Annotated in this window: 17 protein-coding genes; 10 read left to right on the forward strand and 7 right to left on the reverse strand. The window is 61.2% G+C overall.

Features of this window, described 5'->3' with window-relative positions; all coding sequences use genetic code 11:
- Nucleotides 1-340: 340 nt before the first annotated feature.
- The gene (locus NCR40_RS12525; RefSeq protein WP_250509594.1) at nucleotides 341-1,636 is read right to left on the reverse strand and encodes an SGNH/GDSL hydrolase family protein; all 1,296 of its coding nucleotides are present in this window, start codon (nucleotides 1,634-1,636) and stop codon (nucleotides 341-343) included.
- A 179-nt stretch (nucleotides 1,637-1,815) separates the two neighbouring features.
- Here NCR40_RS12525 and NCR40_RS12530 point away from each other — a divergent pair, with 179 nt between their 5' ends.
- Entirely contained in the window at nucleotides 1,816-2,994 is a 1,179-nt protein-coding gene (locus tag NCR40_RS12530) for a 50S ribosomal protein L11 methyltransferase (protein ID WP_250509595.1), read from the forward strand.
- 7 nt (nucleotides 2,995-3,001) lie between these two features.
- Here NCR40_RS12530 and NCR40_RS12535 read toward each other — a convergent pair whose 3' ends face one another.
- Entirely contained in the window at nucleotides 3,002-4,264 is a 1,263-nt protein-coding gene (locus NCR40_RS12535) for a TIGR03862 family flavoprotein (RefSeq protein WP_250509596.1), read from the reverse strand.
- Nucleotides 4,265-4,445: 181 nt separating this feature from the next.
- Here NCR40_RS12535 and NCR40_RS12540 point away from each other — a divergent pair, with 181 nt between their 5' ends.
- The 4 genes from NCR40_RS12540 (at nucleotide 4,446) to NCR40_RS12555 (ending at nucleotide 8,384) form a co-directional block, all read left to right on the forward strand.
- Nucleotides 4,446-5,915: an MFS transporter gene (locus NCR40_RS12540; protein ID WP_250509597.1), complete on the forward strand. Its 1,470-nt coding sequence runs from the start codon at nucleotides 4,446-4,448 to the stop codon at nucleotides 5,913-5,915.
- Between the two features lie 166 nt (nucleotides 5,916-6,081).
- Complete coding sequence (locus tag NCR40_RS12545) at nucleotides 6,082-6,882, forward strand: DUF1835 domain-containing protein (RefSeq protein ID WP_250509598.1); 801 nt, start codon at nucleotides 6,082-6,084, stop codon at nucleotides 6,880-6,882.
- Nucleotides 6,883-6,910: 28 nt separating this feature from the next.
- Nucleotides 6,911-7,516, forward strand: a complete 606-nt coding sequence (locus tag NCR40_RS12550) for a TetR/AcrR family transcriptional regulator (RefSeq protein ID WP_250509599.1) — start codon at nucleotides 6,911-6,913, stop codon at nucleotides 7,514-7,516.
- A 175-nt stretch (nucleotides 7,517-7,691) separates the two neighbouring features.
- Nucleotides 7,692-8,384 (forward strand): GNAT family N-acetyltransferase, encoded by a 693-nt coding sequence (locus NCR40_RS12555; RefSeq protein WP_284507765.1) that lies wholly within the window; start codon nucleotides 7,692-7,694, stop codon nucleotides 8,382-8,384.
- Nucleotides 8,385-8,439: 55 nt separating this feature from the next.
- On the opposite strand, the gene NCR40_RS12560 is transcribed toward NCR40_RS12555, so the two are convergent.
- Nucleotides 8,440-8,943, reverse strand: a complete 504-nt coding sequence (locus NCR40_RS12560) for an Lrp/AsnC family transcriptional regulator (RefSeq protein ID WP_244826453.1) — start codon at nucleotides 8,941-8,943, stop codon at nucleotides 8,440-8,442.
- 135 nt (nucleotides 8,944-9,078) lie between these two features.
- Between NCR40_RS12560 and hppD the strand changes: the two genes are divergently transcribed.
- On the forward strand, nucleotides 9,079-10,182 hold the full coding sequence (gene hppD / locus NCR40_RS12565; protein WP_250509601.1) for a 4-hydroxyphenylpyruvate dioxygenase: 1,104 nt from the start codon (nucleotides 9,079-9,081) through the stop codon (nucleotides 10,180-10,182).
- A 113-nt stretch (nucleotides 10,183-10,295) separates the two neighbouring features.
- Here hppD and NCR40_RS12570 read toward each other — a convergent pair whose 3' ends face one another.
- Nucleotides 10,296-10,499, reverse strand: coding sequence for a hypothetical protein (locus NCR40_RS12570; RefSeq protein ID WP_250509602.1), 204 nt, complete (start codon nucleotides 10,497-10,499; stop codon nucleotides 10,296-10,298).
- Nucleotides 10,500-10,846: 347 nt separating this feature from the next.
- On the opposite strand from NCR40_RS12570, the gene NCR40_RS12575 reads away from it, so the two are divergent.
- Nucleotides 10,847-14,434, forward strand: a complete 3,588-nt coding sequence (locus NCR40_RS12575; RefSeq protein WP_250509603.1) for an indolepyruvate ferredoxin oxidoreductase family protein — start codon at nucleotides 10,847-10,849, stop codon at nucleotides 14,432-14,434.
- Between the two features lie 115 nt (nucleotides 14,435-14,549).
- Here NCR40_RS12575 and NCR40_RS12580 read toward each other — a convergent pair whose 3' ends face one another.
- Entirely contained in the window at nucleotides 14,550-16,829 is a 2,280-nt protein-coding gene (locus NCR40_RS12580; RefSeq protein WP_244826457.1) for an NADP-dependent malic enzyme, read from the reverse strand.
- Between the two features lie 243 nt (nucleotides 16,830-17,072).
- Nucleotides 17,073-18,299 carry an MFS transporter gene (locus tag NCR40_RS12585; RefSeq protein ID WP_250509604.1) on the reverse strand — a complete coding sequence of 409 codons (1,227 nt, stop codon included), beginning with the start codon at nucleotides 18,297-18,299 and terminating at the stop codon, nucleotides 17,073-17,075.
- 255 nt (nucleotides 18,300-18,554) lie between these two features.
- Here NCR40_RS12585 and NCR40_RS12590 point away from each other — a divergent pair, with 255 nt between their 5' ends.
- The gene (locus tag NCR40_RS12590; protein WP_244826459.1) at nucleotides 18,555-19,241 is read left to right on the forward strand and encodes an orotate phosphoribosyltransferase; all 687 of its coding nucleotides are present in this window, start codon (nucleotides 18,555-18,557) and stop codon (nucleotides 19,239-19,241) included.
- Nucleotides 19,242-19,340: 99 nt separating this feature from the next.
- Here the strand turns inward: NCR40_RS12590 and NCR40_RS12595 are convergent, their stop codons facing one another.
- A complete protein-coding gene (locus NCR40_RS12595) occupies nucleotides 19,341-20,000 on the reverse strand; it encodes a response regulator (protein WP_250509719.1) in 660 nt (219 codons plus the stop codon).
- Between NCR40_RS12595 and NCR40_RS12600 the strand changes: the two genes are divergently transcribed.
- Nucleotides 19,899-20,162: a hypothetical protein gene (locus NCR40_RS12600; protein ID WP_250509731.1), complete on the forward strand. Its 264-nt coding sequence runs from the start codon at nucleotides 19,899-19,901 to the stop codon at nucleotides 20,160-20,162. The genes NCR40_RS12595 and NCR40_RS12600 overlap by 102 nt on opposite strands.
- A gap of 255 nt (nucleotides 20,163-20,417) precedes the next feature.
- A complete protein-coding gene (locus tag NCR40_RS12605; RefSeq protein WP_250465911.1) occupies nucleotides 20,418-20,924 on the forward strand; it encodes a YbhB/YbcL family Raf kinase inhibitor-like protein in 507 nt (168 codons plus the stop codon).
- The last annotated feature ends 36 nt before the right edge of the window (nucleotides 20,925-20,960 follow it).

Genomic DNA, 20,960 nt, shown 5'->3' on the forward strand with positions numbered 1-20,960 from the left:
CGTCCCAACCCCAAAAGGTCAGAACCGCTCGCGCCATCAAGTGCCCACACTTATCGGCTGTTAGTTTTTAAAGAGCACATTCGCCAAGACTTCCCGCCAAGCGCACCAAGCATTTTGCTCAGCACCGCTTCGTCTTGCGTCGCTGCATCTGCAGCAGAGAAACGAGATTATGAGGAATCTTTTTCTCGTTGTCAACAGCTTATTTCCGCTTTCGCATCAAAATCTGCCGACTTCGAGTCCGCCTGTTTCGCTGGCGGCTCCCGTCTTGCGACGAGGAGCGAAATATTAGGCGATGCGAACGCCGATGGCAAGACAGCGAGCCAACTTTTTTTGAAGCACCTCAATGCGCCGCTTTTGCCTGCCCAAACACCATGTCGAAGGGAACGGCTGCGGCCATCGCTGCGTAGCCGGCATCGCTTGGATGGATGTGGTCGCCGCTATCGAAACGCCGTTGCAGGACGTTCGGGCGCGCCGGATCGCGAAGCGCTTGATCGAAATCGATCACGCCATCGAACGCATGGCTCGAACGGATCGACGCGTTCACCGCCGTCCGGATGGCCTCGCGTTCCGGCGGCAGCGCTGCGGGCGTGAGCGTCGCGCCGTAGATCTTGATGCCGCGCTGATGCGCCTGCGCGATCAGCCGCTGGTATCCGCGCACCAGCGCGTCGGCGTTGACTTCCGTGTGCGGCGCGTCGCAGTCGAGTCCGGCGTGCGCGGGCATCGCCGCAAAGTTGATGTCGTTGATGCCGATCAACACGATGATCGCCCGCACGCCCGGCTGACGCAGCGCGTCGCGCTCGAAACGGCTGACGAGCGCCTCTCCATAGCACGGCGAATTGCTGAGGAGCCGATTGCCGCTGATGCCCGCGTTCACTATCGCCGCCTGACCGCCACTTTTCTGCGCGACCTGTCTGGCGAGCACATCCGGCCAGCTTCGGTTGGCGTTCAGCGTCGAGCGCATGCCGTCGGTGATTGAATCGCCGATTGCCACCACCGTCTGCGCGGACGGATGTTCGACCGACACATTCGTCAGCCACGCGTATTGGGTAAAGCGCGTGCGAAACGCATCGGCGGAAGCGTCGTTTGCGTGATTGCCGGGCGACGAAACGTAATTCACCTGACTCGAGACCCGATGCCACGCCACGAGTTTCTGATCCTTACCCATGAATGTGCTTACAGCGACTGGCTGGAACGCGGTGACATCGAACGCTATGGGATCGCTGGTCGCCTGGCCGCCTGGCGGAACGGTTACCGCGTTGTGTCCACCGAACGCCACTGGCTTTGCGCTACCCGCGCGGATGGCCGGACTGCTGCCGCTGACGGCACTCGAGACGCTCATCGATTCGATGACAAGTGGCTCCGTTCCATACAGATTGCTGACGCGCAGCCGGAGTCGTTTCCCGTCGAGTTGCGGATAGATCAACTGCCGAACCGTCCGCCCGCCCACTTCAGGTGCCCGGTACAGCGGCGGCAGATTGGCTAATTGGGGAATGGACTGCAAAACCGTGCCCCAGGCGCTGACCCAATGTTCGTTGGCCGCGGCGTCGGCGGATTCGGCGGCGAGCGTCTGCGGCGCGAAGGCGAATTGCGCGGCAAGCGCGGCCGCGCACAGCGAGGCAATGATTCTGAATTTCATTCGGCGATGGCGTTCCGGCGAGCGCTCGATTGTGACAAAACGTGGATTGTGCCTGATCGACCGCGCCCGATTCGCCTTCAAAACTCGAAAGGTGCGACCGGCGCGAGTGAAATGGCATCAAAATGCTGCCAGTTCACTTTGCGGCCGGCAGCCGCTGGCCCGCACATCAAAAGACAACAATGCAATCTAAAAGCACGCCTCACGCCGACACTCCGCCGATCCTGCACTGGGAAGAGGACGGCGAAGAACGCTCCGCCCGCTGGCGCTCGGAAAGCAGCAACCCGGCGCCAAAGCGCATTGTCATTGGCGACGACCAGATGACGGCCGACAACGCGTATCGCCTAGCTTGCGAAGGAACTGGCATTCTTTGGCGCGGAGATTATCAGAACGCGCGGCAGTTGCTTCAGGCGATGGCGCGCCGTATCGACAACAAGCCGCGCAAGCCGAAAAAGGCGGCGGCGGAAAGGGAAAAAGCGGCGGCTGCTTCGCCGGTCGATACCTTCAATCTGCATCGTCTGGCGCAGTCGCAACGTGCGCGAACGCTGGCGATGCTGCTTCTGCCGCTAGACGAGCAGTATGCGATTCCGCTGCGCCGCGCGCCGAATGTACAGGAAGCGTGCGAAGAAGCGTACGGCGCGGCTCGTGACGCGTCGGTGGTTTCGTTGCGGGAAGTGCTCGGGCTGGTCGGCGCGCACGAGTGGCGCAAGAAAGGCGTGGATGTCGCGGCGGTGGGCGGGAAAATTCATCCCTATTACGGCGTTTTCTCGCCTGTGCGCGGCGAATACATCAACCTCGTTGCCAATCAGCCGCTTCCGTCGACTTCGCTGGCCTTCGATATCGGTACCGGTACGGGCGTTTTGGCGGCGGTGCTTGCACGGCGCGGCGTCGAACGAATCGTCGCGACGGACCTCGATCCGCGTGCGTTGGCTTGTGCACGCGAGAACATCGGGCATCTCGGGCTGAATCGCCAAGTGAATGTGGTCGAAGCGAATCTCTTTCCTGAAGGGCGCGCGCCGCTCGTCGTGTGCAATCCGCCGTGGCTGCCCGCGCGGCCGAGTTCGGCGATCGAGCACGCGATCTACGACCCCGAAAGCCGGATGCTGCGCGGTTTTCTCGATGGCCTCGCCGCGCATCTCACGCCCGGCGGCGAAGGCTGGCTGATTCTGTCCGATTTCGCCGAGCATCTCGGGCTGCGCACGCGCGCGCAGTTGCAGGAGTGGATCGACGCGGCGAAATTGAAAGTGGATGGCCGCATCGATATTCGGCCGCAGCATCCGCGTGCATTCGATAAAACCGATCCGCTGTATGCGGCGCGCTCGAAGGAAGTGACTTCGTTGTGGCGCTTGGTGGCGGCCTGAGCGCGCTTCAGCCGCGCGACGCCAGCCACGCGAGCGCGCCTTCCCCAGCCACGAGCCCGCTCGCAAAACACGCCGTCAATAAATAACCGCCTGTCGGCGCTTCCCAGTCGAGCATTTCGCCCGCGCAGAACACGCCGGGCAGCGCGGTAAGCATCGCGCGCTCGTCGAGCGCTTCGAACGCCACGCCGCCCGCGCTGCTGATCGCCTCGGCGATCGGACGCGGGCGTAAGACGCGCAACGGCAGCGCCTTGATGCGTGCGGCGAGCGTTTCGGGATCGCCGAAATCCGCGTTTGTCAGACATTCCCGCAGCAAGCCCGCTTTCACGCCGGTCAAATGCAGGCGGCTTTGCAAATGACTTGACAGCGAGCGCGCGCCACGTGGATGCAGCACCTCCGCACGCACCCGCTCGGCGGAAAGCTGCGGAACGAGATCGAGCAGAATCGTCGATGCTCCGCCGTCGTTTTTGGCGAGCCGATTGCGGATTGACGCCGACAGCGCGTAAATCAGACTTCCTTCGATACCATTGTCTGTAATCAGCGCTTCGCCGGTGCGCCAGTCGAGCCGGCCGTCCGCGCGCGCCACACCCATCGCCACCGCCTTGAGCGGTTCGCCCGCGAAGCGGCTTTGGAAATGCGGCGACCAGTCGGTATCGAAACCGCAATTGGACGGCACGAAAGGCCGCACCGGCACACCGCGCGCGGCGAGATGCGCGATTGCGCCGCCATCCGAGCCGAGTTGCGGCCAGCTCGCGCCTCCCGCTGCGAGAATCAGCGCGTCGTGACGAATGCACTTCTCTCCGTCGGGCGTCGCGAAGCGCGAGATCGAGGCGCCGTCGTCGGTGAAACCGAGCCATCGATGCCGCATGTGCAGCGTCACGCCGGACGCGCGCAGCCTATGCAGCCAGGCCCGCAGCATCGGCGCGGCCTTCATGTCGCGCGGAAAGACGCGGCCGGAACTGCCGACGAACGTTTCCACGCCAAGGCCGTGCACCCATTGGCGAAGCGCGTCGGCATCGAAGCGCGCGAGGAGCGGCGCGATTTCGGCACTGCGCGCGCCGTAGCGGCCTAGAAACGCGTCGGCGGCTTCGGAGTGCGTCAGATTCATGCCGCCCTTGCCCGCCATCAGGAATTTGCGGCCGACCGATGGCATCGCGTCGAAGACATCCACGCGCGCGCCGCCCGCCGTGAGCGCTTCGGCGGCCATGAGCCCGGCCGGTCCGCCACCGACGACCGCGACGTTCACCGTTTCGATGTTTTCTGCTGACGCCATGCTGAATGGAAAAAGAAAAAGAGCCGCGATTGTCGCATCCGCGCCGATGAAACTTGCAGCCTGAAAAGCCCGCCGGCGCGCGTAAGTCATTAAATAACAAAAAAGAATTTGGTCGCGGCAAGCCCTGCCAGTAGCATCGCGCGATTCGCTGCATCAACACTTTTTCACTTTCCGCCTGCTTATGTCCGTCTCACTCGCGTCCGAACGCGCTTCCGCTCCGGCCGCCGCCGATGCGCGCCCCGTCATCCGCAGCGCCGCCGATGTCTCCAGCCTCGTCAATCGTGGCGCCGCCATCGGCAGCGACGCGCGCGTGGTCGTCGCCATCGCGCTCGGCGGCATTTTCCTCGATGCCTACGATCTCGGCGCGCTCGCGTTCGGCATCAAGGACATCGCCCGTGAGTTCTCGCTGAGCCCGACCGGAACCGGTTTCGTCGCATCGGCAATCACGTTCGGCGCGATCATCGGCGCATTTCTCGGCGGCTATCTCACCGACAAGATCGGCCGATACCGCGTCTTCATGGCCGATATGTTCTTCTTCGTGATCGCGGCCATTGCCTGCGCATTCGCGCCCAACGCGTGGGTGCTCGGCGGCGCGCGCTTCGTGATGGGGCTGGGCGTTGGCATCGATCTTCCGGTGGCAATGGCCTTTCTCGCCGAATTTTCGCGTCTGCAAGGCCGTGGCAACAAGGCCGCGCGCGTCGCCATGTGGTGTCCAACGTGGTACGCCGCGATCAGCGTGTCCTATCTGCTGGTGCTCGGTTTGTACGCGGTGCTGCCGGCGCATCACGCAGGCTTGCTGTGGCGGCTGATTCTTGGCTTCGGCGCTGTGCCGGCCATTCTCATCATCGCGATTCGCAGCCGTTACATGAGCGAGTCGCCCGTGTGGGCCGCGAATCAGGGCGATCTCAAGGGCGCCGCCGAGATTCTCAAACGTTCGTATGGCGTCGAGGTTCGCGTCGAAGCGGCTGCATCGACCGTTCCGAAGGCGCGCAAGGCGACGTGGAGCAACTACGGCGCGCTTCTGCGTGGCGTGTATTTACGCAGGACCGTGCTCGCGACCGTCATTGCGATTGCATCGTCCTTCGCCTACAACGCGGTCGCGTTCGGCTTGCCGGTGATCATTTCGAGCTTCCTCGCGCAGTCGATGCTCACCACGATCCTCGCCTCGCTCGCGCTCAATCTGCTCTTCGCGTTCACGGGCGGCCTGTTCTCCGTGCGCACCGTGCCGAAGTACGGCGCGTGGAATCTGACCGCGATCGGCTACGCGTTTCAGTTGGTGGCGCTCGTCGGGCTCGCTGTCGTCGGCAAACCGGCAACCGGTGCGCAGGTGGCGATCGCGATCGCGCTGCTCGCCGCGTTCCTGCTCGGCCAGGGCGTCGGACCGGGCTCGCACAGCATGACGTTTGCGTCGCTGAGTTATCCGACGTCATTGCGCGGCGTGGGCGTCGGCTTCAATCAGACGTTGATGCGCGCTAGTTCCACCGTGTCCCTGTTCCTGTTTCCGGTGCTGTCGGCGGCGCTGGGCACGAAGGTGTTCTGGATCATCGCGGTTGCGCCGCTTCTCGGCTTGATTGCGCTGTTCGCGGTGCACTGGGAACCGTCCGGCTACGACGTCGACGCCGAGGATTTCGCCGCCAGCGGCACGCGATAAGGCGTCTTTCGGCTAGAACGGCGTGGCCTCGCGGTCGCGCCGTTCGCGCTTCTGAAATGGTTTGCCGAAGCGCGCCAGCCCACAGCCGGTCGCAAATCGATTCGCGTAGACTGATTGCTGCTCGTCCGAGCGGCAAAACGCGAGTCCTTCTGGCAAATCCACAACAATGACCACGATCCACGTCACCAATGGCGACAGCGCGGCCCTGTCTCTCACCGAAGCGCTTCGACTAGCCGACCGTCCAGACCGTGTCATCCCTCTGCGCGACGATCTCGCGGTCGGCCCGCTCAGAGACGCCGACGACACTTCAGTCACGCGCGCAGCGTTTTGGCGTCAAGTGCTCAACAGCACGAATGATTTCGAGGACGAACTCGAAGCGCAGCAGGCGCTCTTGACACGCCTCGTGCGCGGCGACGCGCAGATTGTCGTGTGGCACGGACAGAGCGCGGCCGACCAGCTCACCTTGCGGCGCGTCGCCTACCATCTGCGCAACGTGCCGCAACGTCTTAACGAGGCGAAGCTCAACTACGACGACCTGTCGATCGAAGCATCCGACGCGCATTCCGATCCGCTCCGGCGTGCCGATCGCGCGACCGCTGTCGGCATGTTTTCACCTGGACAGTTGCTAAAGAAGTTGCCGAGCGCCGCGCCGATTTCGGTGCTGCGCATTAGCCGGCTGGCGCTCGAATGGCAGGAGGCGAAGCATGCGAGCGCGGAGACACGTCGGCTGCGCGACAACATGCTGGTTTCGGGAAGCTGGTTCGACGTCGACGAAGCCCTGCTCGACCTGGCCAGCCCCGAATGGCAGCCCGCGCGGCGGATCGCCGGTGGCGCAATGGCGCGCCGCTTCGATTTCCTTCTCAGCGATTCGATCGCTTTCTGGCGATGCCGCGAACTCGTCACGGCGGGCCGGCTTAAAATACGCGGCACGCCGTCGGATATCGTGCAGGCCGAATTGCGGCGCTAAAACCGACAAGAACGCATCTTCCGACCCAATGGCCCGAACCAAAGCGCCCGATCACGAGACGCAACGCGAACAGATTCTGGAGCTTGCCGCCGCGAAATTCGCGCAGACGAGTTACCCCAGCACGTCGATGGCCGACTTGGCCGCAGCGAGCGGCACGTCGAAAGCGCGCCTCTATCACTATTACGAGAGCAAGGAAGCGATTCTTTTCGATTTGCTCGACCGCTACACCAAGCGGCTGATGCTGATCATCGCGGAAGTGGAAGCCGCGAGCCAGCGACGCGGACTGGGCGAGCGCGAGGCTTTCGCTGAACTGGTGCGGGCGTTCCTTGCCGAATACGAGACCTCTCATAGCCGGCACGTCGCGCTATTGAACGACGTCAAATATCTGGAAGACGTGCAGCGCGAGATCGTTCTGGATCGCCAGCGGGATATCGTCGCTGCGTTCGCGCGGCAACTGGCGCGCGCGTACCCGAAGCGCGTGACGAGAGAAAACCAAACCGCGCTGACCATGATGGTTTTCGGCATGATCAACTGGACTTTCACGTGGCTCAAACCGGGCGGCAGGCTCGGGTATCGTGAGTTCGGCGAGCAAGTCGTCGCGATGATTGAAAGCGGCCTGAATACTGAAGCCTGAGCGATATTGCGTCGCAGCATGAAGCTGTTGCACGCTGACACATTCTATAAGACATTGATTTTTATAGATTACAAACGTTTTCCGTAGCTATTTAGAACGTCTCCTCCAGCTTTGATTAAGGGTTTTCCCGTACCCGCTTTCCTCGATTGGGCTAAAATCGTTTTTGCTGTGCAACATGCCCGCATTACCGAGGAGAATCATCGTGGAATTGAACATCGACCGCACTGCCGCGCAGATAGTCGCTAGCGATCCGCTGCCTGCATCCGCGCGTCTGCCGGTTCTGGTCCGCGAGTTGTCGTCGGCTGATCGCGAACGGCTGCAGACACACTTCCTCGCGCTCGACGAAGACGACCGACTGCTGCGTTTCGGGCAAATCGTGCCGGATCACGTCATCGAGAATTACGTTCGCAACATCAACTTTGCTAACGACGCCGTTTTTGGCGTGTTCGACAACGCGCTGCAGTTGATCGGCGTCGGCCATCTGGCCTATCTTCCAGTCGATGGTGAAAAGCGCACCGCCGAATTCGGCGTCTCAGTTCTCGAAAGCGCGCGTGGCCGCGGCATCGGCACCAAAATGTTCGAGCGCGCCGCCATGCGCAGCCGCAATTCGAAAGTCTCGCAGCTCTACATGCATTGTTTGTCGCGCAACAAGACCATGATGCACATCGCCCGGAAATCGGGGATGAAGATCGAATACGCGTATGGCGAAGCGGACGCGTATCTCTCGCTCGCGCCCGCCGATCAAGGCAGCATCATGGCCGAGATGCTTCAGGAACAGGCCGCCGTCTTCGATTACGCGATCAAACGGCAGGCCCATCGGGCGTCGAAGGTTTTTCAGGCGTTTATGCCTGCGGCAACCGTGGCCTGAATCGCAGTCCACGTATCTCCAAAGAAAGGGCGGCTCTGACCGCCCTTTTTTCATTTCAACGCAATGGCAGCGCCGTCGTGTCCTTGATTCGTTCGAGCGAGAAACTCGAACGCACGTCGATCACCGAAGGATGGTGCAGCAGCCGTTCCTGCATGAAGCGCGAAAAGTGCTCCATGTCGCGTACCTGAACGCGCAGCAGAAAGTCCATTTCGCCAGTCATCGCGTCGCACGCGACGACTTCGTCCCACGCGCGCACCGCGTCGCGAAACAGATCGGCATGCGTTGGCGGATTCTGCGACCCGGCCGCGAGTGGAACGCCGCCGCGTTTTTCCAGTCGCACGTTGATGTAGGCGAGCAGCCCAAGCCCGAGCTTTTTCGCGTCGAGCAGCGCGACGTAGCCGCGAATCACGCCAAGTTCTTCCAGGCGCCGAATGCGCCGCAAGCACGGACTCGGTGACAAACTGACTCTATCCGCGATTTCCTGATTCGAAAGCCGGCCGTTTTCCTGAAGGATCGCGAGAATCTTCCTGTCGATGGTGTCGAGTTCTATTTCGGGCACGTTCTGGCTCTTTTGAGGCGTGATACGGCAGGTTGTTGCGCAATCTTAGAAACACGCGATTTGTTTCGCAAGCTTTTGCTGCTCCAGCTTGACTAGACTGTCTCGATATCGAAACGAATATCAGGAGACACGCGCATGACCGCATCGACTTGGGAAAATCCCGTTGGCACCGACGGCTTCGAATTCATCGAGTACACCGCGCCCGATCCCGTCGCGCTCGGCAAACTGTTCGAGCAAATGGGTTTCACCGCCATTGCGCGGCACCGTCACAAGGACGTGACGCTTTATCGGCAAGGCGAAATCAATTTCATTGTCAACGCGGAGCCGGATTCGTTCGCGCAGCGCTTTGCGCGCCTGCACGGCCCGTCGATTTGCGCCATCGCATTCCGCGTCGCCGATGCCGCTCAAGCCTACAAACGCGCGCTGGACTTGGGCGCGTGGGGCTTCGACAACAAGAACGGCCCGATGGAATTGAACATTCCGGCGATCAAGGGAATCGGCGATTCGCTGATCTACTTCGTCGATCGCTGGCGCGGCAAGAACGGCGCGCAGCCGGGCAGCATCGGCGACATCAGCATTTACGACGTCGATTTCGAGCCGATTCCCGGCGCTTCACCGAATCCGGTTGGCAACGGCCTCACGTATATCGATCACCTCACGCATAACGTGCATCGCGGCCGGATGGTTGAATGGGCCGAGTTTTACGAGCGGCTTTTCAATTTCCGCGAAGCGCGTTATTTCGACATCGAAGGAAAAGTGACGGCGGTCAAGTCCAAGGCGATGAGCTCGCCCTGCGGCAAGATCCGTATTCCGATCAACGAAGAAGGTTCGGATAATGCCGGCCAGATTCAGGAATATCTGGACGCGTATCGCGGCGAAGGCATTCAGCACATCGCGCTCGGGACGGACGACATCTACAACACGGTCGACGGCCTTCGCGCGTCGAAAATCGCGCTTCTCGATACCATCGACACTTACTATGAACTCGTGGACCGGCGCGTGCCGGACCACGGCGAATCGGTCGCGGAACTAAAGAAGCGCAAGATTTTGATCGACGGTGTGCACGACGAAATCCTGCTGCAAATCTTCACCGAGAACCAGATCGGGCCGATTTTCTTCGAGATCATTCAGCGCAAGGGCAATCAGGGCTTCGGTGAAGGCAACTTCAAGGCGCTGTTCGAATCGATCGAACTGGATCAGATGCGCCGTGGCGTGCTGAAAGACACGACCGCCAACTAGAAAACGGCGCAAGCACCAAAAGAAAAGGGACATGACCACTCAGGTTCATGCCCCTTCTTCTTTTCCGCGGTTCGTTCGGCAACGCCGAACCGCGAAGAATAGAGCGATTGGCTTTATGCGGCCGTGTCGTCGCTGCGTTCGGATTCACGGCGCATGCCGGCGCCGGTTTGTGCCGACGGCACGCGGACTTGCGAAATTCGCGGAACGGGCGATGCCGCATTTTGCGGCGCATTCGCACGCGCACCGCCAATCGGTGCGTTGATAGCGAAAAAGGCCGCCGAGACCATTAAAAAGCTCTGGATGTGACGTTGCTTCATTTTTTATTGACTCCTTCTGACTGCGATTTACGGCACTTGCAACGACCGCCACATTCCTTCCGGAATGGCGCGCATTCGCCACAAGCGCTCATTTAGACATGCGTCCGCGCATGGGTTCCGCGATTCGGTCGAACTTACACGCCGTAACAAAACTGTCCTGAATCGCCCACTTGCGGCAACGTTTTAATGCAAAGCGCGAGTAAGTGCGTATTTTTTAACGGGTTAGTACCACTGTCTGAAATCCGTGAGCATCGGCAAACTGGGAAGTCCCGGCCTGAGCGTTCACAAGACGCTGCGGCCCGGAACATGCTTTGGTGATCCCAAACTCGGGTGGAGGAGTACACAGAATGAACGCCCCGCTAGACGCAGAACAAAGAGCTTCGCTAGAAGCCGCACTCAAATCCGTCACGCTAGACGACAAATACACGCTGGAACGCGGCCGCGCCTATATGAGCGGCATCCAGGCGCTGGTGCGTCTGCCGATGCTGCAGCAAGAGCGCGACAAAGCCGCTGGCCTCAACACCGCCGGATTCATTTCCGGTTATCGCGGGTCGCCGCTCGGCGGACTCGACCAGTCGCTCTGGAAGGCGAAAAAGCATCTCGCCGGACATCAGGTCGTGTTTCAGCCCGGCGTCAACGAAGACCTCGCGGCCACCGCCGTTTGGGGCTCGCAACAGGTCAACCTGTACCCGAGCGCCAAATACGACGGCGTCTTCTCGATGTGGTACGGCAAGGGTCCGGGCGTCGACCGCACCGGCGACGTTTTCAAACACGGCAATTCGGCTGGTTCGGCGACGCACGGCGGCGTGCTCGTGCTCGCTGGTGACGACCACGCCGCGAAGTCATCGACGCTCGCGCATCAATCCGAACACATTTTCAAGGCGTGCGGCCTGCCGGTTCTGTTTCCGTCGAACGTGCAGGAATATCTCGACTTCGGCCTGCACGGCTGGGCGATGAGCCGCTACTCCGGCCTCTGGGTCGCGATGAAATGCGTGACCGACGTGGTGGAATCGTCGGCGTCGGTGGATATCGATCCGCATCGCACAAAGATCGTGATTCCGACCGATTTCGCCATGCCCGACGGCGGCCTGAACATTCGCTGGCCCGATCCGCCGCTCGTGCAGGAATCGCGTCTGCTCGACTACAAGTGGTACGCCGCGCTCGCCTACGTGCGCGCGAACAAGCTGGACCGCGTGGAAATCGATTCGCCCAACGCACGCTTCGGCATCATGACGGCGGGCAAGGCGTACCTCGACGTGCGTCAGGCGTTGACCGATCTCGGTCTCGACGACGCCACCTGCGCGCAAATCGGCATTCGTCTCTATAAGGTCGGCTGCGTGTGGCCGCTCGAAGCGCAAGGCGCGCACGAATTCGCGCGCGGTCTCGACGAGATTCTGGTGGTCGAGGAAAAGCGCCAGATTCTCGAATACGCGATCAAGGAGGAGTTGTACAACTGGCCCGATGCGCAACGTCCGCGCGTCTTCGGCAAGTTCGACGAGAAAGACGGTGCAGGCGGCGAATGGTCCGTGCCGATGGGCAACTGGTTGCTGCCCGCGCACTACGAACTCTCGCCAGCGATCATCGCGAAGGCCATTGCGACGCGTCTCGACAAGTTCGATCTGCCCGCCGATGTACGCGCGGGCATCGCGGCGCGCATTGCCGTGATCGAGGCGAAAGAGAAAGCGCTCGCGCGTCCGCGTGTGGAAGTGGAGCGCAAGCCGTGGTTCTGCTCGGGCTGTCCGCACAACACGTCGACGAACGTGCCTGAAGGCTCGCGCGCGATGGCGGGAATCGGCTGCCACTACATGACGGTGTGGATGGACCGCAGCACGAGCACGTTTAGTCAGATGGGCGGCGAAGGCGTCGCGTGGGTCGGCCAGGCGCCATTCACGAACGACAAGCACGTCTTCGCCAATCTCGGCGACGGCACCTACTTCCACTCCGGCCTGCTCGCCATTCGCGCGGCGATCGCGGCGAAGGTGAACATCACCTACAAGATTCTTTATAACGACGCCGTCGCGATGACCGGCGGCCAACCCGTCGACGGCGTGCTGACCGTGCCGCAGATCACGCATCAGCTCGCGGCGGAAGGCGCGGCGCGCATCGTCATCGTCACGGATCAGCCCGAGAAGTACACGCCGAGCACGGGACTCGCGCCGGGCATCGACGTGCATCATCGCGATGAACTCGACGACATTCAGCGGCAACTACGCGAGATTCCCGGCACGTCCATCCTGATCTACGACCAAACCTGCGCGACCGAAAAGCGCCGCCGCAGAAAGCGCGGCGCGTTTCCCGATCCGGCGAAGCGCGTGGTGATCAACGAAGCGGTCTGCGAAGGTTGCGGCGACTGTTCGGTGAAGTCGAACTGCCTTTCGGTCGAACCGCTCGATACCGAGTACGGCACGAAGCGGCAGATCAATCAGTCGAGCTGCAACAAGGACTATTCGTGTCTGAACGGCTTTTGCCCGAGTTTCGTCACGGTCGAAGGCGGTCAGTTGAAGAAGCCGAAGGCGACGACTGTCGAAGCCGGCGGCATGCCGGCCCTGCCAGCGCCTGACCTGCCGGATATCGGCCGGCCATATGGCGTGCTGGTGACGGGCGTCGGTGGCACGGGCGTCGTGACCATCGGCGCGCTGCTTGGCATGGCGGCGCATCTGGAGCAGAAAGGCGTGACCGTGCTCGACGTCACCGGCCTCGCGCAGAAAGGCGGCGCGGTGATGAGCCACGTGCAGATCGCCAACCGTCCGGGCGATATTCACGCAACGCGCATTGCCATGGGCGAGGCGGATCTCGTCATCGGTTGCGATGCGATCGTCACCGCCAGCGACGAATGCGGCTCGCGCATGCAGCCGGATCACACGCGCGTGGTCGTGAACAGCGCGCAGACGCCGACCGCTGCGTTCATCAAGGACCCGAACTGGCGCTTTCCTGGCGCGAGCGCTGAAGCCGACATCCGTGCGGCGGCGGGCGAACATGTCGCGCTCGTCGATGCCAACCGCTTCGCCGTCGCGCTGATGGGCGACGCCATCTACACGAATCCGTTCGTGCTCGGCTATGCATGGCAAAAAGGCTGGGTGCCGTTGCGGCATGAATCGCTCGTGCGCGCGATCGAATTGAACGCCGTACAGGTCGAAAAGAATCTGGCCGCGTTCGAATGGGGCCGTCGCGCCGCGCACGATCTCGACTCGCTACGCAAGCTGACCGAAGCGCAACGCGGCAGCGCGCCGGAAGGCGCGGGCAAGATCATTGCGCTGCACACGCCGAAGGCGCTCGACGCGCTCATCGACAAGCGCCTCGACTATCTTGCGAAGTATCAGAACACCGCGTATGCAACGCGTTATGGACGACTCGTCGCAATGGTGCGTGCCGCCGAGGCGGAACTCGGCGTCGGCGATGGCCAGTATCGATTGACCGAAGCCGTCGCGAAGAATCTGCACAAGCTGATGGCGTACAAGGACGAGTACGAAGTCGCGCGTCTCTATGCGGACCCCGCTTTCCTCGACAAGGTGAAGAACAGTTTCGAAGGCGACTGGAAGATCAAGTTCCATCTCGCGCCGCCGAGCATGTCGAAGAAGGACCAGCACGGCCATCTGGTGAAAAAGCAATACGGCCCGTGGATGATGTCCGCCATGCGCGGGCTCGCGAAGCTCAAGTTTCTGCGCGGCACGGCGCTCGATCCGTTCGGCAGAACCGAGGAGCGGAAGATGGAGCGCGCGCTGATCGTGGAATACGAGGCGCTGGTGAAGGAGCTGATCGGTGGATTGACGCCGCAGAAGCTGGCGCTTGCCATCGAACTGGCGAATCTGCCGGATTCGATGCGCGGTTACGGCCACGTGAAGGACAACAACGTGAAGGCGGCGCGGATCAAGTGGAATGCGCTGCTGACGCGGTGGAGAAACAACGAGGGCGGTCAGGCGCGACAGGTAGCGTAAGGCCTGGGTTACGCGCTGTTTGAAACGAAAGGGCGATCCACGAGGACCGCCCTTTTGTCTTTCGTGCGTCCAAAGAGAAGCGGCGACCTCTTCGCGAGAAGCCGCCGTTTTGCCCTTACTTGTTATTCGCCACCTTCGCGTTCGCCGAAGCCACCGCCGTCATATTGATGATCCGTCGCACGGTCGCGGCCGGCGTCAGGATGTGCACGGGCTTTGCCGCGCCCAGCAGGAACGGTCCGACCGTCACGCCCTCGCCGCTCACCATCTTGAGCAGGTTGTACGTGATGTTCGCGGCTTCCACGTTCGGCATGATGAGCAGGTTCGCTTCGCCGGTGAGCGTCGTGCCGGGGAACGAAGCCTTGCGTACCGCTTCCGACAACGCGGCGTCGCCGTGCATTTCGCCATCGACTTCGAGGTCCGGCGCGCGTTCGGCGATCAGCTTGCGTGCTTCGGCCATCCGCTTGCTCGACGCGCTCGGCACGCTGCCGAAGTTCGAGTTCGACACCAGCGCCACCTTCGGCGAAATGCCGAAGCGCTCGATCTCGCGCGCGGCGAGAATCGTCATGTCGGCAAGCTGCTCGGGCGTCGGCGTTTCGTTGACGTAGGTATCGCTGATGAAGAGATTGCGCCCTTGCAGCATCAGCAGATTCATCGCCGCGAAGTTGTTTGCGCCTTCGGACTTGCCCAACACCTGATCGATGAACTTGAGGTGATCCTGATACGTGTCGATGAGACCGCAGATCATGCCGTCGGCGTCGCCGGTATGAACCAGGATCGCGCCGATCAGCGTGTTGAACTTGCGCAGCGCGGCCTTCGCGCTTTCGGGCGTCACGCCTTCACGCGCGGCGATTTCGTGATACGCCTGCCAGCTCTTTTGATAACGCGGATCGTCTTCCGGGTTCACGATCTCGAAATCGACGCCAGGCTTGAGCTTCGAGCCCATCTTCTGCAGACGCATTTCGACGACAGCCGGCCGGCCGATGATGATCGGCTTCGCGATCTTCTCCAGCAACACGAACTGCGCGGCGCGCAGCACGCGCTCGTCTTCACCTTCTGCAAACGCGATGCGCGCGGGCGCAGCCTTCGCCGCCACGAACACCGGCCGCATCACCATGCCGGTGCGATACACCGTCGCGCCGAGCGTCTCGCGATACGCGTCCATGTCCTGAATCGGACGCGTCGCCACGCCCGAATCCATCGCGGCCTGCGCCACGGCCGGCGCAATCTTGATGATGAGTCGCGGATCGAACGGTTTCGGGATCAGATATTCGGGGCCGAATTCGAGCGAATGGCCTTCGTAGGCTTTCGCGACTTCATCGCCCTGGTCGGTTTCTTCCGCGAGTTCGGCGATCGCGCGCACGCACGCGAGCTTCATCTCTTCGGTAATGGTCGTGGCGCCCACGTCCAGCGCGCCACGGAAGATGAACGGGAAGCACAGCACGTTGTTTACCTGATTCGGATAGTCCGAACGGCCAGTCGCGATGATGCAGTCCGGCCGCACCTTCTTCGCTTCCTCCGGACGAATTTCCGGTTCGGGATTGGCAAGCGCGAGAATCAGCGGCTTGTCGGCCATCACCTTGACCATCTCGGGCTTGAGCACGCCCGCGCTCGAACAACCGAGGAAAACGTCGGCCTGATCGATGGCATCGGCGAGCGTACGCGCGTCGGTGGTCGCCTGATAGCGCTCCTTCGACACATCGAGGTTGCCGCGCCCTTCGTAGATCACGCCCTTCGAATCGACGACGAGCGTGTTCGACTTCTTCAAGCCCAAATCGACGAGCAAGTCCAGACACGCGATAGCGGCTGCGCCCGCGCCCGAACAGACGAGCTTGATTTCGTCGAGCTTCTTGCCGACCACTTTCAGGCCGTTGAGAATTGCCGCCGACGCGATGATCGCCGTGCCGTGCTGATCGTCATGGAAAACGGGGATCTTCATGCGCTCGCGCAGCTTCTTCTCGATATAGAAGCATTCCGGCGCCTTGATGTCTTCGAGGTTGATGCCACCGAGCGTCGGTTCGAGCATGGCGATTGCATCGACGAGCTTGTCGGGATCGGTCTCGTCGAGCTCGATGTCGAACACGTCGATGCCCGCGAACTTCTTGAACAGACACCCTTTTCCTTCCATCACCGGCTTGGCCGCGAGCGGACCGATGTTGCCGAGGCCGAGCACCGCCGTGCCGTTCGTCACCACGCCGACGAGATTCGCGCGCGAGGTGTATTTCTGCGCGTCGAGCGGTTCGTCGAAGATCGCCATGCATGCGGCGGCTACACCCGGCGAATACGCAAGCGATAAATCCAGCTGATTGGAAAGCGGTTTGGTCGGCGTGACGGAGATCTTGCCCGGACGCGGGTATTGGTGATACGCGAGAGCGCTTTGCTTCAGTTGTTCGTCCATGATTAGCCTGAGACGTTAGAAATATTTTGAACAGGGTTCACACCGCCGACGACCGCTCAACATTGAGTGTGGAGTGTGATTCGATGGACCAATGTCTTCAGTCGCCCGGCGCATCGGATAGATGCGGCGTGCCGCCCGTAAGGATCAAACGGGACGGCCGGAGCTTTAATTTTTGGGACGACCAGTGTACACCTCGCCTTCCAGATGGCGCGCAGCAGCATTTTCCCTAGGCCGAACGGTCAATCAGTCGAGTTCGGCGCCGCGTTTTTCGGGAATAAGAAAGAGCGTGGCAAATATATCGAGTAAATAGATCGATGCCAGCAAGGCGAGCGCAGTCGCGAACGAATACTTCGCGGCAAGCGCGCCAACCACGACCGGACCCAGTCCGCCGACCGCGCGGCCGATATTGAACAGCACGTTTTGCGCGGTTGCGCGCGCCTCGGTCGGATAGATTTCGGAGATGAGCGCGCCGTAACCGCCGATCATTCCGTTGACGAACACGCCCATGACCGCGCCGCCTACCAGCAACGCGCCGGGGCTCGTCAAGTTCGAATAGACGAAGACCATTGCCACCGCGCCGATCTGATAGAAGAGAAACGCGGGCTTGCGGCCGAAGCGGTCGGCCGCGACGCCAAAGAGCCAGATGCCGAGCGCCATGCCGAGCACGGTGACGGCTGTCCAGAGACCCGACTTCGTGAGCGAATAGCCGAAGGTCTTGGATAGATAACTGGGCAGCCAGATCATCAGCCCGTAATAGCCGAAATTCTGCACCGAGCACAGCACGATCACGCCAAGGCTCGCACGCGTCGTGCGCGCGGTGTCGAAGAGACGTCCGAGCGGCAGCTTGCGCGGCGCGTGCTTCGCGCGACGTTCCGTGAAGAGCGCGGGTTCGGCGACCTTGCGCCGCACGAAGAACGACGCGACCGCCGGCAACAAGCCGACGGCGAACATGCCGCGCCAGCCGATCATCGGCAGCAAAAGCGGCGTGAGAAGCGCGGCGGCGAGCACGCCGAGTTGCCAGCCAAGCCCGACATACGAGGACACGCGCGCCCGCAGCCGAGCCGGCCATGCCTCGGCGACAAGCGCCATGCCAATGCCGAACTCCCCGCCCAACCCAATGCCCGCGATGGTGCGATAGCCCAGCAAGTCGCCGTATCCTCTCGCAAGCGCGCACAGGCCGGTGAAGACGGCGAACAGGAGAATGGTCCAGGTCAGCATGCGCACACGGCCGAAGTAATCGGAGAGCATGCCGAAAACCACGCCGCCCGCGACCGCGCCGGCCAGCGTCCACGTGACGAGCGACCCTGCCTGCGCGGGCGTGAGGTGCAGATCCACGGCGATCGCGGGCAGCATGAAGCCGAGGATCAGGAGATCGAAGCCATCCATCGCATAGCCGAGAATGGAAGCGATGAGCGCGTGCAGCGGGTGGCGGTGATTCGGGGTATCGACGGAAGGGGAAGCGAGAGTCATGTGGGAGCACGGCGGGCGAAGTTGCGCGAGTTTAAGTGCGACGACCACGCGGCTACAAGACGCTCAAAAAATAGGCGCTGTCCCGAGCGCCGCTCGCCCGAACGTCTCACCTCGGGTAAAATTTCGGCCTACGCGCGCAGGAACCGCACGAACGCCGTCCAAAAGCGGCTCGTTCTGCCTGTTAATGCGCCAGGGCCCCACGCGGCCGCCTCCCGCTTCGACCAAGCGCCACCATCCAAGTCCAAGGATTCGCCCATGACAGGCTTCGATCGCCAGACGATCTCCGACACCACCGCCAAGATTTTGCTCGAAGTACAGGCGGTGCACTTCAACGCGGAAAAACCGTATATCTTCACGTCCGGCTGGGCGAGCCCGGTGTATATCGACTGCCGCAAGCTGATTTCCTATCCGCGCGTGCGTCGCGGACTGATGGAAATGGCCGAGGCGACCATTCTGCGCGACGTCGGCTACGAACAAATCGACGCGGTTGCAGGCGGCGAGACGGCGGGTATTCCTTTCGCGGCGTGGCTGGCGGATCGCCTGATGGTGCCGATGCAATACGTTCGCAAGAAGCCCAAGGGTTTTGGTCGCAACGCGCAGATCGAAGGTCTTCTGACCGAAGGCCAGCGCGTGCTGCTGGTGGAAGACCTGACCACCGACAGCCGCAGCAAGATCAACTTCATCAATGCGCTGCGCACGGCCGGCGCAACGGTGAACGACTGCTTCGTGCTCTTTCACTACAACATCTTCAAAGAGAGCGTGTCGGTGCTGAAGGATATCGACGTGAATCTGCACGCGCTCGCGACGTGGTGGGACGTGCTGCGCGTCGCCAAGGAACAAGGCTATTTCGAATCGAAGACGCTGGATGAGGTCGAGAAATTCCTGCACGCGCCTGCCGAATGGTCGGCGGCACACGGCGGAGCGACGGCTGCGCCGCAATAAGTCTTTAAAGCAATCGCTGGTTGAGAATCGAAACGAAAAAGCCGCTGACATGACATCAGCGGCTTTTTTCAATTCGTCCAGCGGTTAAATAGTGCGAACCTAATTCGAATCTGGAATGGGCACGTCTTCCACGGAACCGTCGCCCGAATATGCCGAGAGATTCATCAAGCCATTACTTTGTGCATACTGAAACAATTCGGAATCTCGCTCGATACCCAGTTTGCGCATAGCGGTGTTCTTTTGCGTGCTGATGGTTTTAATACTGCGCCGCAATTGCCCCGCTATTTCAGTGATCGTCATGCCCGAGACGAAGAGCCGCACCACTTCGAGTTCACGCTTGGAAAGAATCACGCTGCGTTGCTGACCGCTTCCGCTCATTCCCATGCTGTCGAGCGCCGCCTTGACTGATGGCCCAAGATACTCCTGACCGCGCATGACGTGCTGAATTGCCCAGCCGATATGGTTCATGTCGTCGGCTTTGTTGATGATCGACATGACACCGACTTCGCGCAGACGTTTGAGCAAGGCCGGGTTTTCCAGCATGGTCAGGACAACGAGTTTTACCCGGGGAAATTGCCTGCCGATATAGCCGAGCAGCGGCATGCCATCGCCATAAGAGCCGCCCGGCATTGCAAGATCGGTTACGAGAACGTCGCAATGCGATTTTTGCAGCAATTGAATAAGCTCGGTGGATTGCTTGGCCTGACCAATGACGTCGACCTCCGGAAACTTGTTGAGCGCCTGAGTGGCGCCGAACAAGATGACCGGATGATCGTCTGCAATGATGACTTTTATTCGCTGGCTCATTTACTGCCCCAGAATATTAGTTCGTCTGATGCCGCGCGAATCACTGTCGGGATATTCATTTTCTCTTTGATAGCTGCCGAAGTCGCCGCCGTCAAGGCGTCATCTCGTTTTTAATTTCAGACACATTTGAACTGCGCCATAGGTTTAGTCTCAAGGTGCAAGCTTTTAATGCTTTGTTGCAATGTTAAACTGCAACTTGGCATGAAGCGCATCACTGAGACAAAAAACATCGTTGCAGCCATCGAAACGCTGATATAAGGCGCAACGGCACTGACAGGAGTCAGCTACATGCGCCTCGCATGTCGAACCGAGAGTCCGGCCGGTCTTACGTTATTCGCACTCTCGACGTGGATATTGGCGGTGATTTTCATGCCACAAGACGCCGTGGCTGAACCGGCATTCACCGTTTCAAGCGTCGATCTAGTTCCGGGAAAGCCGGTTTCGCGCGATCTTCTTTTCAATGAATCCGACTGCAAGGGCGGCAATCGCTCACCGCAGCTTTCATGGCGCGGCGCGCCCACCGATACGCGCAGTTTTGCGATCACCGTATTCGATCCTGACGCCCCCGGCCGCGGCTGGTGGCATTGGGCCGTCGCCGGCATTCCGGCAGGTGTGACGCATATACCGGCCAATGCGAGCGCCGCCGGCGCGCTGCGCAAAATGAGCGCGGTGGAAGCCCGCAACGACTGGGACACCGACGGTTACGGCGGTCCGTGCCCTCCGCCTGGCAAGGCGCACCGCTATATCGTGACGGTGTATGCGCTGCGCAGCGACGACCTGCGGCTGCGGCAAGGTACGCCCGCGCTGATGTTCGAACACGAAATCCGCACGGTAAGCATCGCCTCGGCGCAGTTGACCTTCACTTACGGCCGGTAATGAACGGGCGGCGAGCGTAACGCTCGCCGCATCCAT

It is taken from the genome of Caballeronia sp. GACF4 (assembly GCF_023631025.1).
GTDB lineage: Bacteria > Pseudomonadota > Gammaproteobacteria > Burkholderiales > Burkholderiaceae > Caballeronia.

Bases quoted from the DNA above. Each gene is read 5' to 3' on its own strand.
- NCR40_RS12525 (WP_250509594.1), bottom strand. From the start codon at position 1,636: ATGAAATTCAGAATCATTGCCTCGCTGTGCGCGGCCGCGCTTGCCGCG.
- NCR40_RS12530 (WP_250509595.1), top strand. From the start codon at position 1,816: ATGCAATCTAAAAGCACGCCTCACGCCGACACTCCGCCGATCCTGCAC.
- NCR40_RS12535 (WP_250509596.1), bottom strand. From the start codon at position 4,264: ATGGCGTCAGCAGAAAACATCGAAACGGTGAACGTCGCGGTCGTCGGT.
- NCR40_RS12540 (WP_250509597.1), top strand. From the start codon at position 4,446: ATGTCCGTCTCACTCGCGTCCGAACGCGCTTCCGCTCCGGCCGCCGCC.
- NCR40_RS12545 (WP_250509598.1), top strand. From the start codon at position 6,082: ATGACCACGATCCACGTCACCAATGGCGACAGCGCGGCCCTGTCTCTC.
- NCR40_RS12550 (WP_250509599.1), top strand. From the start codon at position 6,911: ATGGCCCGAACCAAAGCGCCCGATCACGAGACGCAACGCGAACAGATT.
- NCR40_RS12555 (WP_284507765.1), top strand. From the start codon at position 7,692: ATGCCCGCATTACCGAGGAGAATCATCGTGGAATTGAACATCGACCGC.
- hppD (WP_250509601.1), top strand. From the start codon at position 9,079: ATGACCGCATCGACTTGGGAAAATCCCGTTGGCACCGACGGCTTCGAA.
- NCR40_RS12570 (WP_250509602.1), bottom strand. From the start codon at position 10,499: ATGAAGCAACGTCACATCCAGAGCTTTTTAATGGTCTCGGCGGCCTTT.
- NCR40_RS12575 (WP_250509603.1), top strand. From the start codon at position 10,847: ATGAACGCCCCGCTAGACGCAGAACAAAGAGCTTCGCTAGAAGCCGCA.
- NCR40_RS12580 (WP_244826457.1), bottom strand. From the start codon at position 16,829: ATGGACGAACAACTGAAGCAAAGCGCTCTCGCGTATCACCAATACCCG.
- NCR40_RS12585 (WP_250509604.1), bottom strand. From the start codon at position 18,299: ATGACTCTCGCTTCCCCTTCCGTCGATACCCCGAATCACCGCCACCCG.
- NCR40_RS12590 (WP_244826459.1), top strand. From the start codon at position 18,555: ATGACAGGCTTCGATCGCCAGACGATCTCCGACACCACCGCCAAGATT.
- NCR40_RS12600 (WP_250509731.1), top strand. From the start codon at position 19,899: ATGCGATTTTTGCAGCAATTGAATAAGCTCGGTGGATTGCTTGGCCTG.
- NCR40_RS12605 (WP_250465911.1), top strand. From the start codon at position 20,418: ATGCCACAAGACGCCGTGGCTGAACCGGCATTCACCGTTTCAAGCGTC.